Here is a 15,327-nt window from a genome sequence, read left to right on the forward strand (position 1 = left end):
ATATATTCGGATCAGTGGTCCATTTATATGGATCACTGATCCGAATAAGACTATCTCGCAGCGCGGGCAGGAGAAAACGATGCCGACACACACGATGAGGGCGGTCCGGCTCCATGAGCACGGCGGCCCTGAAGTTCTGCGTTACGACGAGGTGCCGATTCCCGAGCCGGGGCCGGGCGAAGTGCTCGTTCGGGTTCACGCGGTCGGCATCAATCCTCCGGATTGGTACCTGCGCGGCGGGCTGACCAGGATGCCCGGGGAGACGAAATCGACGGTCAGCCTGCCGGTGATTCCGGGGACGGACATGTCGGGCGTCGTCGAGGCCGTCGCCGCGGACGTGGACGGCCTCGCCGTAGGTGATGAAGTCTTCGGTCTTCTGCGTTTTCCCAGCTTCAACGGCAGCGCATACGCCGAGTACGTGGCCGCGCCCGCGTCGGACCTCGCACGCAAGCCGGCCGGCATCGACCACGTACACGCCGCCGGGGCTCCCATGGCCGGGCTCACCGCGTGGCAGTTCCTGATCGAGGTCGGACACGATCACCCCTCGCCCTTCCAGGAGGCACGGCATCGCCCGACGGCACTCGACGCCGACACGACGGTGCTCATCAACGGCGCCGCGGGCGGCGTGGGGCACTTCGCACTACAGCTGGCGAAATGGAAGGGCGCACGTGTCATCGCGGTGGCATCGGGCGCGCATGAATCGTTCCTGAGCGAACTCGGCGCCGACCAGTTCATCGATTACACCAAGAGTCGTCCCGAGGAACTCGTGCACGACGTCGACCTCGTGCTCGACACCGTCGGCGGCCCCGACAGCAAACGCTTCCTGCGCACGCTTAAGCGCGGCGGCGTCCAGTTCCCCGTACTTCCAGGGGACTTCGACGAAGAAGAGACCGCGAAGCTGGGCGTCACGGTCTCGAGCGCCCAGGTCCGCTCGAACGGCGCGCAACTCGCTGAACTGGGGCGCCTGCTCGACGCGGGCACAATCCACGTCGCGATCGACAGCACGTTTGCGCTCGCGGATGCCCGAGCCGCGCACGAACGCGCCGCCCGAGGGCACATCCAGGGCAAGATCGTGCTCACGGTCGCTTAGGAACGAGCCGTTTCACCGACGCGTCCGGCGCCCGTCCGCGGGGCACCGGCGGCCATCGAGACGCCGACGCGGAGAACTTGGGGCGCATCCTGGCGACCACGCGGCCACGATGCTCGCAACGGCGAACCGAGCCGACCGCACGGGTCGGCTCGGTTCGCCGCAGGAGATCGCCGAGACGGTCGCATTCCTGATGCCGGCGGAAGGGCGACATCACTGGCCGGCACATCACCGTCGCCGGCGGCAGCGGTCCGGCGCCCTGACGGTGGAGCGGTCGGTCGCAAGGCGGCGCACCGCTCATGTCACGTCCTGCGCCCTCCCGGCGCACACCAGATGGCCGCTGTCGCTGTGCGCGCCCGATCTTTCACCCGACAACCGAGCACGAGCGAGGCTTGATATGACGACAACTGCGGCTTTCGGCTGGGGAAGCAGCCACCTCAACACAACGCCGGCGGGAGAGGTGGATCTCGACCCTGCAGAGCGGCTCGCCGTCCAGCAGACGCTGGCACGCTACGCCTTCGCCCTGGATCACGGAGATCTGGTGACGTTGGCGGGCGTTCTGACCGAAGACGCCACCTGGACGGTCAACATCGCCGGTGAGGTCGAGCAGGGCCCCTTCGTCGGACGCGCGGCGATTCTCGACCTGGTGCGAGATGCAACGGAAGCGCAAACCGATCAGCGAAGGCACAATCTGATCAACATGGTCTTCCGCCGTGCGGACGCCGACACGGCAGTGGTGTGGGCCTACCTGATGCTGACGTCGAACGCGGGCGGGAGCGCGGCCGTGATCGCGACGGGCTTCTACACGTTCACTCTGCAGCATGCCGAAGGCGAGTGGCGTATCGCTAAGGTGTTCGTCGGTCTGGACAACACCGCGTGAAGCTCAGCGACTACGAGGTATCGGTTCAGGGCAACTGTGATGTCGCTGGTGGGTGTATCCCAGTGCTATGCGGTACCCCGACGGGGATGGCCAGCCGCTTGAACTGCGGGTACGCGGTCCGCTCGACCGAGGTCAAGATCCCCACCCGGCCCAGGGGCGATGCGTTCTCAGGCTGTGAGCCGGAGCATGGCGGCCGCGTGCTGGGGGCGTGCCCGGTAGTGATCGACTGCGGCGGCGATGTTGGTCCAGCCTGCTTGGCGCATGAGTCCGATGGCAAGGTTGCGCAGGGTGGCCATGGCACGGGGTGTGGCACCAGTGCGTATTCGTGAGGCGTCCTCGTCGTAGGTGACGTCTCGGATGTGGTGCAAGGCCTCAACCGACCAGTGGTTCTGCGCGAGTTCGGCGAGTTGTGGCGGGCTGGCCTGTTCGGGCGGGAGGCTGGTGATCGCGTAGACGGTCTTCGTCTCGACCTTGCCGGTCTTGTGGTGGGTGCGGCGGCGCTTGATCTGCATGGCCTGGACAGCGTGCGGGAAGAGCAGGCCGGGACGGACGGTGCAGACCTTCAGACGGCGGATCTCACGGCGGCCGTGCCCGGCCCCGGCGGTGCGGGCCTGCAGTGCCCCTCGACCGCTGCCATGCGGGCCGTCTGTAGGAAGATTGGCACAGCGCCCACATGAACCACGGCGACGTCCGTACGGAACACGAGCACCGCGTTGAAGCAATGAATGTGAGGGATCGGAGAGTGATGAACAGTACTGGAGCGGAGGTCGACGGCGCGCGCGGGGTGTTATCAGTGGACTCGACCGCCCCGGGCGCCGCACCGCGGGGACTCGACGCCTTCCGGCGCGGGTGGGAGACGCAGATCGGCGACGATGTCTTCCAACTGCCGGCCTTCAGTCCGGACACGATCGGTGACTTCCGGGTCAAGGGCCACGTGGCCAAGGTGCAGGGCGCGGCGATCGCCGATCTTCACGCCGCGTCGGCAACCCGGACCGCGGACGTCCCGGGCGGCGATCAGGATCTGGTGGCGATGTACGTAGTGCAGCGCGGCGCATGGACTCTGGGCGGCCCGCCCGGTTGCGGCGACCAGACCGTATCGGCCGGGCAGTTCCTCGTCCGGCACCTCGGGCGCCTGACGGCCTTCGAGACGACGGCGCACCTCACGGCGAAGTTCCTCGTCCTGCCCCCCGGCGAGCTCAAACCCCTGCTCGGGAACCGGGTCATCACCGGGCCGGCGGACTCGGCCGAGATACGCCTGCTGACGGCCTTCACGGACATGATCCACATAACCGTGGCCGACCTCGGCCCGGCCGGTGTGGAAGCCGCCCACGCCGCCCTGATCGAGCTGGCCAAGGCGGTGACGAAGGGCCGGTTCGACGACGTAGAACCCAGGCTGGCTCCCGCGCTCACCCAGGCAGCTAAGGACCTCGCGGACCGCCGGCTCGCTGATCCCGAACTTTCTCCGGCGATGCTTGCGCGTGAACTCAACGTCTCCGTCCGTACGCTGCACCGGGCATTCGCCGCGGTGGGAGAGCAGGTGGCCACCTACATCCGCCACCGGCGACTGCAAGAGGCCCGGCTCGCCCTCACCGAGCCGTCAGGTCGCCTGAGTATCTCGGAACTCGCCGCACACTGGCAGTTCGCGGACAGCAGCCACTTCACCCGGACCTTCAAGAAGCACTACGGTCAGACTCCCACCGAGTACGCCCGCTCGACCGGAGCAGCCTCGCTCTCGCCGAACCGGCACCCGCCGGGCCACGGGCCGGCCGAAAGCGCGTGACCAAAGGTACGACCGCAGTTCAGCGGATGCCGCCTACTCGTGTCCCAAGCAAGGCAGGGCGGCGCTGTGGGCGGCCTGAGCATGTGACCGCGGCGGGATGTTGTCGATGAGGGCGCGGGTCTGGGTGACCTCGTCGGCGCTGCCCGCGGGGCCCTCGGTCGTTTCAGGACCTCGGCGGTTCCCGGCGAGCTGAGAGGTGATCCACCGCCCCGTGGCTCACCATTGGGTGGTGTTTGCCAGCCGCCTTCCGCTGGCCGACCGACGACGGACCGGCGTCAGCTCCCCCCACTTCCGCCCGTATGTGGCAGCCGTCCACACAGGGCCTGGACCCGCCGAGCTCGCCGGCCGCCTTGAGTTCGGCAAGCAGGATGCCGGCAGCTGGTCGAAGACTCCGACCAGCTGCCGGCGATCCAGGCGTCGGGGATGAGCGCGTTGTGGAAGCGCCGTGGGCGCTGAAGAAGGCTCAGTCGAGCAGTTCGGCGGCCCGTTCGGCGATGGCGTAGACGGTCGCGTTGGTGTTGGCCGAGGGGATGGACGGCATCACCGAGGCATCGGCGACCCGCAGTCCGGCTATTCCGTGCACGCGAAGGTTCGCAGGGTCGACGACGGCATCGGCGTCGGTTCCCATGCGGCAGGTGCCGGTGAAGTGGAAGTAGGGGCCGGTGGCCTTGCGGATGAACTCGTCCACGGATTCGCCGCTCGTCCCGGAGCCCGGCACCGCTTCCTGCTTGCGCCAGTCGGCGAACGCGTCGGCCTCCCCGATGCGGCGTGCCAGGGCCAGGCCCTTGCGCATGATCTCCAGGTCACGGTCGTCGCTCAGGTAGCCGGGGTCGACGACGGGAGCGCTGCCGGGATTGGCGTCCGCCAGGCGCACGGTGCCGCTGCTGTGCGGAGCCATCGCGGAGAAAGCGATGGAGTAGCCGTTGGCCGGCGGCTGGCCCCATGCCGACGGGAGCGGTGCGGCGACGATGTAGACCTGAAGGTCCGGCCGGGCCGCGGCGGGGTCGCTGTACAGGAGGCCCATCATTTCGGCCGGCGGGTTGGCAGGAATGAACGGTACGGGCTGGATGGCCTCGTACACCACGCCCGCCATCGGATGGTCCTGCAGATGGGAGCCCACTCCCGGCAGGTCGGCGACGACGTCGATACCGTGTTCCTCAAGGTGTTGTGCCGGGCCGATCCCTGACAGCATCAGGAGGTGCGCGGAACCGATGGCTCCCGCGGTCAGTACCACCTCGGCGCTGTCGACGGACAGGTGCTCCCCACCGATGGTGTACTCGACGCCGGTGCAGCGGCCCGCGGTGGTGCGCAGCCGCTGCACGGTCGCGTCCGTGACGACGTCCAGGTTCGGCCGGTCGAGGAACGGACGGATGTAGGCGTCGGCCGCGCTCTGGCGGGCGCCGCCGGGCAGATTCATGTCACTCCACCCGAACCCGGTCTCCAGTCCGCTGCCGATGTCATCGGCGCGTGCGAACCCAGCCTCCACCGCGGCGTCGACGCCCGCCGTGGCCAGGGGATGGGGTTCCGGGACCGGGGCGACCGCGACCGGCCCGTCCGTGCCCCGCACGGAGGCATTACGGCTGCGAGTGCTCTCGCTGCGGCGGAAATAGGGCAGCAGATCGTCGAAACCCCAGCCTGGAGCACCGAGGCCGGGCCATTCGTCGTAGCCGGAGCGGTGCCCCCGCAGGTGGTAGAGGCCGTTGATGCTCGACGATCCGCCGAGCGCCTTGCCGCGCAGCACGTCAGCGGCCCTGCCTGTACCGGCCTGCACGGTCGAGGCGCCCAGCCAGAGGGATGACGGGTCAAACCCCAGGAAACCCCAAGGAGATGCCATCGTCTCGGTTGCGTCCCGGGCTCCGGCCTCCAGCAGCAACACCCGCACGCCGGGGCGTTCCGAAAGCCGGGAGGCAATCACGCATCCCGCTGTCCCCGCTCCCACCACGACATAGTCATAAGGACTCTTGCCCATCATGTCTCCGCTTTCCACGGCAGCCTTGTCCGACCACCGGATTTCAGAAAATCAGCTCCTCGACGATCAAGGAGCTGATTATGCTTATGTGCTAAAGGGTTCTAAAAGTGAGGATGGTTGTCTTCGCGTCAGCCCTGTGGGTCGCCCAGCCGCGTCCGGGCTCGGCGCGCAGAAGGCGTGGAACCGGCTGATCAGCAGCGAGCGGGCTCCAGTGGAGCATGGCTGTCCGGACGGAGGCCCGCCACGCGCCCCTGCTGGTGTGGGCGTTGCTGGTGCTGACGGACACCGAGGTGACCCGATGGCAAACGATCACCTTGATCCGGCGGGCCTGCGATCCGCACACTGCCGATCACCCCGTTGGGGATGTCCATGTCGGCGCCGGTACCTGCGATGACGGCCACGCGGCCGGAATTCTCTTGGTTCACGAGTTTCTCGTCTTTGGTGTGTATCCGTCCAGGAACAGCCCGGGTGTTCCCTCTGCCGTCGAAGCTTAGGAAAACCGACACAGCACGCACTTGAACCACCGCGACGTCCGTTCGGAACCTGAGCGCCATAAGACAACGTTGGAGCACATGCTTCGGTTCGTTCACGGGCGGGCAGGGGTGGCGAGACAGTCGGCGTCACACAGCACTGCGGCAGGCTGCTCGTACGCGCCGACCAAGTTCTTGCCCTGCCACAGGTGACGGCCCCTTCCCACCGACGGCCGCGTCAACCTGGACCGGCAGCGCAGACGGCAGGTGGACCACCAAGACGCTCACCGGTGACAGAGCGCGGCAGGGAGCCCCGCACGGTCGGCGCCCGTAGCGTCGCCGCAAGCCCAGTCGCCGGCAGTACGAGACCAAACCTGACGCCCCATCGGAACGATGCCAAGCAGGCGCCGCATCTCCGCCTCGGCCTCCTCGTCCAAGGGCCCGAGGCAATCGGCCTGTTCGTGACCAAAGGCTTCGAGAACCCTGGTCATCAGGGGTCGCGTCTCTCGTTGCCGAACTGGGCGAACCGACCACGACGGCGCGTACGCAGGCGATCAGCTCATCTCGCCGACTGAGAACGCATCAGCCCCGGGGGCTGCGGGGCACAATGGTTCGCACGCCGTGGATGTGCGGGCGGCCTGGGGAGGTCGTGTCCCGCAATGTGGTGTAGCAACGATCACGACGAAGCTGCAGGTCACGTGCCCAATCAGCCTGCACGACGCCCCTGCTGACCTGGCTGCTTGTCAGGTACGAGGCTTGGCCGAGATGGTCGGCGCGCACCCCATGGTCCTGGCCTCGGAGAAGGTCGCGTCAAAGTCGGTAGCGCCGCGCCCTGGGCGCTACAAACTGACGCAGCGTCATGTCTATCCGGTCGGCGATTGCCTGCATCTGGCCCACGACCTGCACTTCCGCGGTGATCGCTGCTACACCACTTGGCGGGACACCATCGCCGACCCAGGAGCTCAGCGACGACGCTCAGGAAGAACCGCGAATCACCCAGCGGCAGATCTTCCGCGAGCAGCAGGAGGAAGCCCGCCCCCGGTTGCGCCCCCTGCTCCGCGATGCCTACGAGCGGGGTGCAACGAGCGACTGGAGCGACCTGCTGCGCCGTCCCCAGGAGCCGGAGCTTGATCTGGAGGGCGACGCGGGTCTCCTCGAAGCGGCGACGCCTGAGACGTACCTGGCCGTCAGCCGCTACGACCTGCCCCCGGTACGCGCCTAGTGAGCGTTTTAGAAGTTGGTGGCGTGCTCAGCGGGGCCAGCTGTGCGCCGTAGATGGTCTGCAGAAACGCGTTCCGCGTCAGTCACTGTCAGTGGTCCCGCATACGGTTCTCCAATGGATCATCAGCGGTCGTCGCTTCACCAAGAGGACAACTTCACAGTCCGGGAGACCGGGCAACGCTCCCTGAGAGCTAGCGATATGGGTGGACGTGCTCCGCATATGTGCGCATCCTGCCGGGGTGGAGATCACACGTGAGCGAAACTCCGATGCACGAGGCAGGAGACGTACGAGAGGCGTGGGGCCGGGTAACCGCGTGGCTTGAGCGGAACGACCCTGAAGCTCTCGCTGCGCTCGGCGGCCCGGGGAGCCAGGCGGCCATAAGCGAAGCCGAACTGCGCATGGCTCTGAAGCTGCCTCGGGAGATGTGGCAGTGGCTGCTGGCGAACGACATCGATGCCGGCAGACAACCCGATGGCCAATCGTGTCTGGTGGCGCTGGGGTGCGAGGTAGCCATCCCCGGCGGCCATCTCCTTCTTGGCCTGACGGACATTCAGCGGGTCTACCTCAGCCAGATGGCCTTGGAGGAGATGCAGCCGTCCGCAGACCCTGACTATCCGTTCTGGCGTCGTGAGTGGGTGCCAATCGCCGCGGAGCGCGACGGTCTCTACGGGACGTTTCTGGACACGCTCAACGGAACCATCGGAACGTGGGCTGAAGCATACGGTCCCGAGGAGGGCGTATACGCCTCGTTGTTCGCTTTCTTCCAAGAGGCAGCGGACCGGCTGGAAGGGGTCTCCTCGGGAGACTGGAGAGGCCCCGGCAAGTCTGCTAGACCCCGTAGGCTCGATCCTCGTCCGGAAGACGAGCCGATACGCCTCTGGGCACGCACCAACGGCTATCTCGTAAATGATCGTGGGCGTATCCCTGCGGCCATCCGCGAGGCTTACGAGGCATCACGAAGATGAAGGACGAGGCCACCATCGAATTCCGGCTCCTGACGAACCGCCGCACCGACCTCGTCCGCGACCGCACCCGGTCCATCAACCGACTGCGCTCCGCCTTGACCGGCATGTTCCCTGCGCTGGAACGCGTGCTCGTCCTGACCAGCGACGGACCACTGGTCCTGCTGGCCGGCTATCAGACGCCGGCAGCCCTCCGGCGTCTCGGGGTCGCGTGGCTCACCCGATGGCTGCGTGCCCGCGGCGTCCGCAGTCCGGACGGGCTGGCGAAGAAGGTCATGGAGGCCGCCGAGCGGCAGCACACCTCCGTTCCCGGGGAGGCGGTGATCGCCCAGCTCGTTCGGACGCTCGCCCAGGAGGTCGAGACCCTGAACGAGAAGGTCGCCGAGGTCGACCGGCTCATCGAGGCCGGGTCCCGGACGCACGAGCTGGCCGAGATCGTGGCCAGCATGCCCGGCATCGGTCCGCTGCTGGGTGCCGAGTTCCTCGCCGCGGTGGGCAATGATCTGGCGGACTTCACCAGTCCGGACCGGCTCGCGGCGTTCGCCGGTCTGGCTCCCGCACCGCACGATTCCGGGAAGCGGAACGGCAACCTCCACCGGCCGCGCCACTACCACCGGGGTCTTCAGCGCATCTTCTACGTGTCCGCCCTGATGAGCGTGCGCTACGACCCCAACTCCCGGGCGTTTTAAGACCGTAAGCGCGCCGAGGGCAAACGCCATACCCAGGCCGTGATCGCCCTCGCCCGCCGCAGAGTCAACGTCCTGTGGGTCCTGATCCGCGACGGCCAACTCTACGAAGTCGCCCCACCCCGGCCCACCGGTTAGGTTCTGCATCGAAAACGAGGCGACGAGCCTTGTCTATCTCGGCAGACTGTTGACATGTCCACCGACGTGAGATCCAACACGCAGGATCACTTGATGACAGGCTCTACGTGTGACCGCCGCCACCGGGCCCGTTCAGGGTGATGTCGTCGGCGTAGTAGCTGCCCTGTGCGTACCAGCCGTGCACGTAGATCGTCGCGCTGGTCTGGGAGGCGCCTGTGGTGAAGGAGACGGTCAGTGGGCTGTATCCGAAGGGGGAAGTGGTCCAGGTGGAGACGCCGCCGTTCACGCCCAGGTAGACGTAGGAGCCGCGGACCCAGCCGCTGAGTGAGTAGGTGGTCTTCGGCCGTACCGCGACGGTCTGGTTGCACTGCGCGGTATCGCTCGAACTCACCCTCCCCTGGAGGGCTTTGGAGCCCGCGTGGACGGGGGAGGAAACGATCGAGCCCGGGTGGCCGGCGCAGCTCCACGGCGAGAGGCCGCCCGACTCAAAGCCGGGGTTGGTCAGGACGTCGGCAACCCCGACCGCGCCCGGGGCGGCCGATGTCGGGGCAGCCGACGCGCTCGCCGAGGGAGCGGTCGGGGTGGCCTTGATAGGGCTGGGGATCAGGAGAGAGCAGCCGAAGCCGACGACGGCCGCCGCGACGACCGCAATCACCACGGCCGCCCGGCGCTGTCCGGGCCCCAGGCGCGGGCGGTCTACGGGACGCGGCAGGCGGGTGTCGCCGTCGGGTGCGGGGAGTTCCTCCGTCTTGCCGCCGGGGACAGGCGGGAGTTCCTCTGTCTCGCCGTCGGTCGGGGTGTGTGGGACGGGTGCGGCCACGGCTACGTGGCTGCGGTAGTCCTTGTCCTGGCGTATTTCGTCGAGCAGCTGGGCCAGCGCGTCGGTGCGGCGCGGGCGCAGCACGTGGATGGGCTCCAGCGCGGTGCGGTCGTCCGGTGCGTCGGACGCAGGCGGTGTGGGCACGGTGCTCTCCTTCCGTCCCATGGCAGAGACCGGAGCTGTCCCTGCGGAATTCATACGCAGGGACAGCTCCGGAGGTTCAGTCGGCGCCGCGCCCGGGGAAGCCACGCCCTACGCCCGTGAGGTCAGGGACAGCCGTACGTCGACCGGGCGTTGACGCGGGCCGGTCTGAAATCCTCGGCCTTCGGTCCAGGACCCGCGCCGATTCCGTCAGGAGCGGCGCGGGTCCGCCCATGTCTGCGACCGAGCGCGTCGCCTGTTGGCCTGCCGGGTCGGTCCGGGCCGTGACCGGCCCACCGGGCTCATCTCTCGATGTCGGGCGGCAGGAGGACCGCGTCCCCGAGTTCCTCGGCGAGTGCCAGGGCGGTGTGGAGCGCGAAGCGGCGGTCGTCGAGGCCGTGGCCAAGAACCTCCTGGGCCCGCCTCACGCGGTACGTCACGGTCCCCCTGGCCACATGCAGGCGCCGCGCGACATCCAGCAGGCTGCGCTCCGCGCCGATGTAGTGGTACAGCGTGGTCCGCAAAGCCTCCATCGATGCACTGCGGGCTGCGAGTTCACCGAGTTCACGTCGTACGAAATCACCGGCCGCGTCGAGATCGGTGGCCAACAGCGCGATGGCGGCGACATCGGCGTAAGCGGTCGCATGCATCCGGATCTGTGCGATCAGCCGCGCCGAGGACCACACCGATGCCTGCGCCGACTCCATCGCTGAGCTCATCGCCAGCTTGCGATCGATCGTCGTCTCGCTCGACATCGACAACAAGCTCACTTGACCGACCTGGAGCGTGCGTGGGCGACCGTGATCGGGCACCTCGATGCCGTCGATGTCCCGGTAGAGCCCGCATCTTCGACGAGCTCCAGACCTCGGCCACGGTCCGCCTGCCGAGAACCGTCCGACTGCCGTTCGGAGAGGTCCCGGCCCGCCGTCAGACCCGCCACGTGGTCCCGTTGCCCGGTCGACGTCGACGCGATAGGCGGTCCGGGAGACGACCGCCACCAGTTCCGTCTCCCAGCCGACAGAGCCCGGCGGCAGTGGCACATTTTTGACGGCCCCGACAGGAGCTGGGGAACTTGGTGAACACGGTCGGCTCGGCCGTCGCCGGGATGCCCCTCTGGACGGCATGGTCCAGGTAGTTGAGGCTCATGGCGAGGCACAGCGAGCAGCGCCAGGGCCCACTCGACGACAGACAGGCCACCTTGGGCCCCGGCCCCTCGAACAAGGTGGTCGACGACCTCATAGGCGGCTTGTGGATCCGAACCTAAGCGGCCCCAGCTCGCGGTGGCCACGTCGACGACAACCAACTGCAACGCCATCAACGACCCAGTAGCGCCGACGAGTCGGGCGCCACGCGTCGAGCCTGCCGAGGGTCGGTCCTGGCGGCCCGGCGTGCAGTCCGCCCCGGCCGGACGCTCGATCTCGGCCGCCCACCGGACCACGACCCGCTCAGCCCTCTGGCGCCGACCTCTTCGCGATCCGGACCAGAATCCGCCGGCGCCAACTCCCCCACGACCACCGGCGACGGTCTCCATGGAATGGTAGGTTATAGGTCGACCACTAATGCAGGAGTGGATATGACAGCCGAGGAAGACGACGCCCGCCGCCGCGCCGCCGCCCAGCACGCCGTGGCCGAGCATCTGCGCCTCACCGCCGCAGGACGCGTCGACGAATGGGTGGCACTGTTCGCCCCGGACGCGGTGCTCGAGTTCCCGTACGCGCCGGACGGCGTACCTCAAGTGATATCGGGACGAGATGCACTGTTCGCGCACATGAGTCACTTCCCCGAGAACTTTGACGTCGAGTTCATCGACCTGGTGTTCCACGAGACCGTCGATCCGAGTCTCGTGATCGCCGAGTTCCGCTCGACGGGCACTGCGGTGCCGACCGGCAAGCCGTACGAGCAGACGTGCATCTCCGTTGTCCGGACCGATGACGACGCGCGCATCACCCACTACCTGGACTACTGGAACCCGCTGGTGGCGATCGAGGCGCTCACACCCCACGATGTGCCGTCCGACCCTGACCTCAGCGTGAACTTTGGAGGCTGAGGGGTACCCGTGTTTGACTGACGCCCATGCCCGCCGCCGGTACCAGCACGAAGAGTGACGAACGACGTCAGGCCATCATGGCCGCCGCGATCGATTGCTTCGCGCAAAAGGGTTTCTACGGCACGACGACACACGAGATCGCCGAGTGGGTCGGCATCTCCCAGCCGTATCTCTACCGCCTGTACCCGAACAAGCAGGCACTGTTCGCGGCGGCGGTCGACCATGTGTCCGTCGTGATGACCGAAACCCTGGCCGCGCACTCACCGGCGTCGGGTGAGGCGGCGTTGGACGCGGTGCGCGACGCCTACTCCGCGCTCGTCGCGGACCGGAACATCCTGCGATTCCTCATGCACGCGAACTGTGCCACCGGCGAGCCACTGGTGGCACAGGCCGTGCGCCGGTGCTACGCAAAGCAGGTAGACACCGTTCAGCAACTGCTGGGCGACGACGACGCGGTGCGGCGCTGGTTCGGCGCCGGAATGCTCGACAACGTGGTCGCCGTGCTGGGTCTGGCCGACATCGATGAGCCGTGGGCACACGTCCTCACCGCTCGCTGACCCGCCACCAGCCCCGCCTCGAAGCACTGGAGGACGCTTTCGTGCTTGGGCAGGCATTGCTCCCGGCAATCACTCTTCGGCCTCGTCGACACCGACGATGTGGCCTGCCAAACGCACGCAGACGGCGGGAAGTTCGGGCGCGTGGCGAATCCAGTCATCCATGTTCACACCAGCCCCCGGGGACACCCGAGGCGGCGCGTGGCCTCTTTGCAGTTCGTCTGTCCCGGCCGTGGACGAGTTCGTTCGTGTCACAGTCGCCTTCGCGTAGTTCGGTGGCACACCATCGGACCGGTCTCCCCACCTCCGCCGCGCCGGCGGTACGGGCGCCGCCCAGGCGAGGCCGACCAGTAGGTGCGATGACACCTGCATCAATCGCATCAGAATGGCGCTTCTCCGGCACCCCTGGACGGCACCGCATCTGACAGCGGCGCGCCTACGGGAAGCGGCAGGTTAGTCACGACGACCGGCACCTCGCGCGCCACGGAGTACATCCGCCCCCTCGCCCAGGTCGAGATCGGCACGGACCTCCTCCGCCTGAGCACCCCCGCGTTGACGTGGACCGACGACCGCAACGGCTCCACGCTGAGCGTCAAGGGCGAAGACGTGCGGATCGCATCGTCCGCCGTGCCTGGCACAACTACCGTGCGGACAACGCGATCCTGCCCGACCCGGCACTGGACGACCCGGCACTGGACGACCCGGCACTGGACGACCCGGCCCAGAAGGAGACGCGCGACCTGGCCGGCGAGCGGATCGTGGCCACCCGCCAGACCGAGTGGCGCTCCCTCGGCGTCCAACTCGGCGTGCACTACCCGCAGTCGCCCCTCATCGTCTCCGACGGGAACCCCGAACTCCCCGAACTCCCCGAGAACCCGGAGGAGTACGTGCCCACGGCCCACCCCGGGCATCGCGCCCCGCATGTCGCGCTGGCCGACGGGAGATCCGTCCTCGACCTCTTCCGCGGGCACTTCGCCCTGCTGAACCTCGCCCCCGCCGTGGACAGCGGGGCTCTGGCCCACGCATTCCGAACCCGGGGAATAGCCCTCGACGAGGAGTGGATCGGCGCGGACGGCGCCTGCCGGACGTACGGATTCGCCATCACACTCGTACGCCCCGACGGCATCGTCGCCTGGCGCGGTGACACCTGCCCGGCGGACACCGACGCCCTCGTGGACCAGGTCATGGGTCGGTCGGCCGGCGACTGCGGAACAGCCAAGGGCTGAGCAACCGCCGAGCACGGAGGAACGGAGACACACCATGTTGCTCGCACAGACCGGCGACGGCCTCGCACGGGTCGGTCCCGACGCACTGCAACTCCTCGACGCCCCCGGCCGATCTCTGGAGGACTTCATCGTCGCGGGCAGGCTGGCAGAGGTGCGAGGCCTGCGGATCCGCAAGGAGATCAGCCGGAAGCACGCCACGATCGCACTCCGGTACGGCGTCCCGGCAAGATCGTCGTCATCGGCCTCAACTACCGGGACCACGCGGCCGAGACGGACAGCCCCCTGCCCGCCCGTCCCCGCTTCCACCTGATACCCGGCTCCGCCGTCACCTCCCCGGGAACCGCCGTCCGGCTGCCGGACTCCGCGCCGAAGCGGGTCGACTACGAAGGTGAACTCGCCGTCGTGATCGGGCGCACCGGCCGCGACATTCCAGAGGCGAACGCCTGGGACTTCGTCGCGGGCGGGACGGTCGCCAACGACCTCTCGGCGCGAGACGTCCAGGCGGGAGAGAATCCGGCGCTGCCGATGGCCAGCCCGGCCCTCGCCAAGGGCTTCGACGGCTTCAAACCGCTCGGGCCCGCCCTGCTCACCACGGACGAACTGCGCCTGCACGCCGCGCTGGCCCTCACCACCGAGGTCAACGGAGTCGTACGCCAGCGCTCCTCGACGGCCGAGCTCATCTTCTCGGTCCCTCAACTCCTGGCGTACGTCAGCTCGTTCCTGACCCCGGAAGCCGGTGACGTGCTCCTCACCGGAACCCCGGGCGGCACCGGCGTCGCGGACGGGCGATTCCTGACGGCGGGCGACGTGGTGTCGGTCACCCTCGCCAGGATCGGCACGCTGACGAGCACGATCGCTCCGCCCCAGGACGGGACTCGGCAGGGGGGGGAATGACGAGCGACGGATGCGTTCTCTGCCGACGGGCCGCGGCGCTCACGGACTCGGATCCCGGCTCGCTGGTGCGGACCGGGCACTGGGGAGTGTCCATGCACCCGGCGATGCCGGCACCGGGCTGGGTCGCTGTCCAGACGCTGCGGCACACCGAGGGACTCGCCGATCTGGACGACGCCGAGGCCGGCGAACTCGGCCCGCTTCTCCACCGGTTGAGTGCGGCGGTGACGCGGGTGACCGACTCGGAACGTGTCTACACCTACTCCCTCGGCGAGGGCAGTCCGCACACCCACATTCTGCTGGGCCCGCCCCTGCCGGACCTGCGCGGCGCGGCGTTCCCCACAGCACTGATGCGCCGCGACGCATCCCTGGCGGACGAAGCAGCCGCTCTCCGCGTCGCCCGCGATCTGGCCGGCGAACTGGCCAACCGGTGACCGGCTGGGCGACGCCTATA

14 protein-coding genes and 2 pseudogenes are annotated in these 15,327 nt (G+C 68.1%); 12 read left to right on the forward strand and 4 right to left on the reverse strand.

Features of this window, described 5'->3' with window-relative positions; all coding sequences use genetic code 11:
* Positions 1-79: 79 nt before the first annotated feature.
* Complete coding sequence (locus tag OG747_RS01410) at positions 80-1,090, forward strand: NADP-dependent oxidoreductase (RefSeq protein WP_405876988.1); 1,011 nt, start codon at positions 80-82, stop codon at positions 1,088-1,090.
* Between the two features lie 109 nt (positions 1,091-1,199).
* Positions 1,200-1,967, forward strand: coding sequence for a nuclear transport factor 2 family protein (locus OG747_RS01415; RefSeq protein ID WP_405876990.1), 768 nt, complete (start codon positions 1,200-1,202; stop codon positions 1,965-1,967).
* 167 nt (positions 1,968-2,134) lie between these two features.
* On the opposite strand, the gene OG747_RS01420 is transcribed toward OG747_RS01415, so the two are convergent.
* Positions 2,135-2,479, reverse strand: coding sequence for a transposase (locus OG747_RS01420; RefSeq protein ID WP_405876992.1), 345 nt, complete (start codon positions 2,477-2,479; stop codon positions 2,135-2,137).
* A gap of 233 nt (positions 2,480-2,712) precedes the next feature.
* Here OG747_RS01420 and OG747_RS01425 point away from each other — a divergent pair, with 233 nt between their 5' ends.
* Entirely contained in the window at positions 2,713-3,747 is a 1,035-nt protein-coding gene (locus tag OG747_RS01425) for a helix-turn-helix domain-containing protein (protein WP_405876994.1), read from the forward strand.
* A 463-nt stretch (positions 3,748-4,210) separates the two neighbouring features.
* Here OG747_RS01425 and OG747_RS01430 read toward each other — a convergent pair whose 3' ends face one another.
* Positions 4,211-5,734 (reverse strand): GMC family oxidoreductase, encoded by a 1,524-nt coding sequence (locus OG747_RS01430; RefSeq protein WP_405876996.1) that lies wholly within the window; start codon positions 5,732-5,734, stop codon positions 4,211-4,213.
* 1,365 nt (positions 5,735-7,099) lie between these two features.
* Between OG747_RS01430 and OG747_RS01435 the strand changes: the two genes are divergently transcribed.
* From OG747_RS01435 to OG747_RS01445, 3 genes and pseudogenes are all read left to right on the forward strand, one after another.
* Positions 7,100-7,408, forward strand: coding sequence for a hypothetical protein (locus OG747_RS01435; RefSeq protein WP_405876998.1), 309 nt, complete (start codon positions 7,100-7,102; stop codon positions 7,406-7,408).
* Between the two features lie 587 nt (positions 7,409-7,995).
* Entirely contained in the window at positions 7,996-8,373 is a 378-nt protein-coding gene (locus OG747_RS01440; protein ID WP_405885408.1) for a histone-like nucleoid-structuring protein Lsr2, read from the forward strand.
* Positions 8,355-9,194: pseudogene (locus OG747_RS01445) on the forward strand (IS110 family transposase); the annotation flags it as partial. The gene OG747_RS01440 and the pseudogene OG747_RS01445, both read left to right, overlap by 19 nt.
* A 112-nt stretch (positions 9,195-9,306) precedes the next feature.
* Here the strand turns inward: OG747_RS01445 and OG747_RS01450 are convergent.
* Both OG747_RS01450 and OG747_RS01455 read right to left on the reverse strand, forming a co-directional pair.
* Positions 9,307-9,708, reverse strand: a pseudogene (locus OG747_RS01450) (carbohydrate binding domain-containing protein); the annotation flags it as partial.
* Positions 9,709-10,457: 749 nt separating this feature from the next.
* The gene (locus OG747_RS01455; protein ID WP_405877000.1) at positions 10,458-10,910 is read right to left on the reverse strand and encodes a helix-turn-helix domain-containing protein; all 453 of its coding nucleotides are present in this window, start codon (positions 10,908-10,910) and stop codon (positions 10,458-10,460) included.
* Positions 10,911-11,728: 818 nt separating this feature from the next.
* Here OG747_RS01455 and OG747_RS01460 point away from each other — a divergent pair.
* The 6 genes from OG747_RS01460 to OG747_RS01485 all read left to right on the forward strand — a co-directional run bounded on the left by OG747_RS01460 (position 11,729) and on the right by OG747_RS01485 (position 15,307).
* Positions 11,729-12,202 (forward strand): nuclear transport factor 2 family protein, encoded by a 474-nt coding sequence (locus OG747_RS01460; protein WP_405877002.1) that lies wholly within the window; start codon positions 11,729-11,731, stop codon positions 12,200-12,202.
* Between the two features lie 26 nt (positions 12,203-12,228).
* On the forward strand, positions 12,229-12,759 hold the full coding sequence (locus OG747_RS01465; RefSeq protein WP_405877004.1) for a TetR/AcrR family transcriptional regulator: 531 nt from the start codon (positions 12,229-12,231) through the stop codon (positions 12,757-12,759).
* Positions 12,760-13,313: 554 nt separating this feature from the next.
* The gene (locus OG747_RS01470) at positions 13,314-13,982 is read left to right on the forward strand and encodes a hypothetical protein (protein WP_405877006.1); all 669 of its coding nucleotides are present in this window, start codon (positions 13,314-13,316) and stop codon (positions 13,980-13,982) included.
* 34 nt (positions 13,983-14,016) lie between these two features.
* Positions 14,017-14,292 carry a hypothetical protein gene (locus tag OG747_RS01475; RefSeq protein ID WP_405877008.1) on the forward strand — a complete coding sequence of 92 codons (276 nt, stop codon included), beginning with the start codon at positions 14,017-14,019 and terminating at the stop codon, positions 14,290-14,292.
* Entirely contained in the window at positions 14,265-14,876 is a 612-nt protein-coding gene (locus OG747_RS01480) for a fumarylacetoacetate hydrolase family protein (RefSeq protein ID WP_405885409.1), read from the forward strand. The genes OG747_RS01475 and OG747_RS01480 overlap by 28 nt, the downstream gene beginning before the upstream one ends.
* The gene (locus OG747_RS01485) at positions 14,873-15,307 is read left to right on the forward strand and encodes an HIT family protein (RefSeq protein WP_405877010.1); all 435 of its coding nucleotides are present in this window, start codon (positions 14,873-14,875) and stop codon (positions 15,305-15,307) included. Before OG747_RS01480 ends, OG747_RS01485 begins: the two co-directional genes overlap by 4 nt.
* Positions 15,308-15,327 lie beyond the last annotated feature (20 nt).

The organism is Streptomyces sp. NBC_01384, from assembly GCF_045040035.1.
GTDB lineage: Bacteria > Actinomycetota > Actinomycetes > Streptomycetales > Streptomycetaceae > Streptomyces.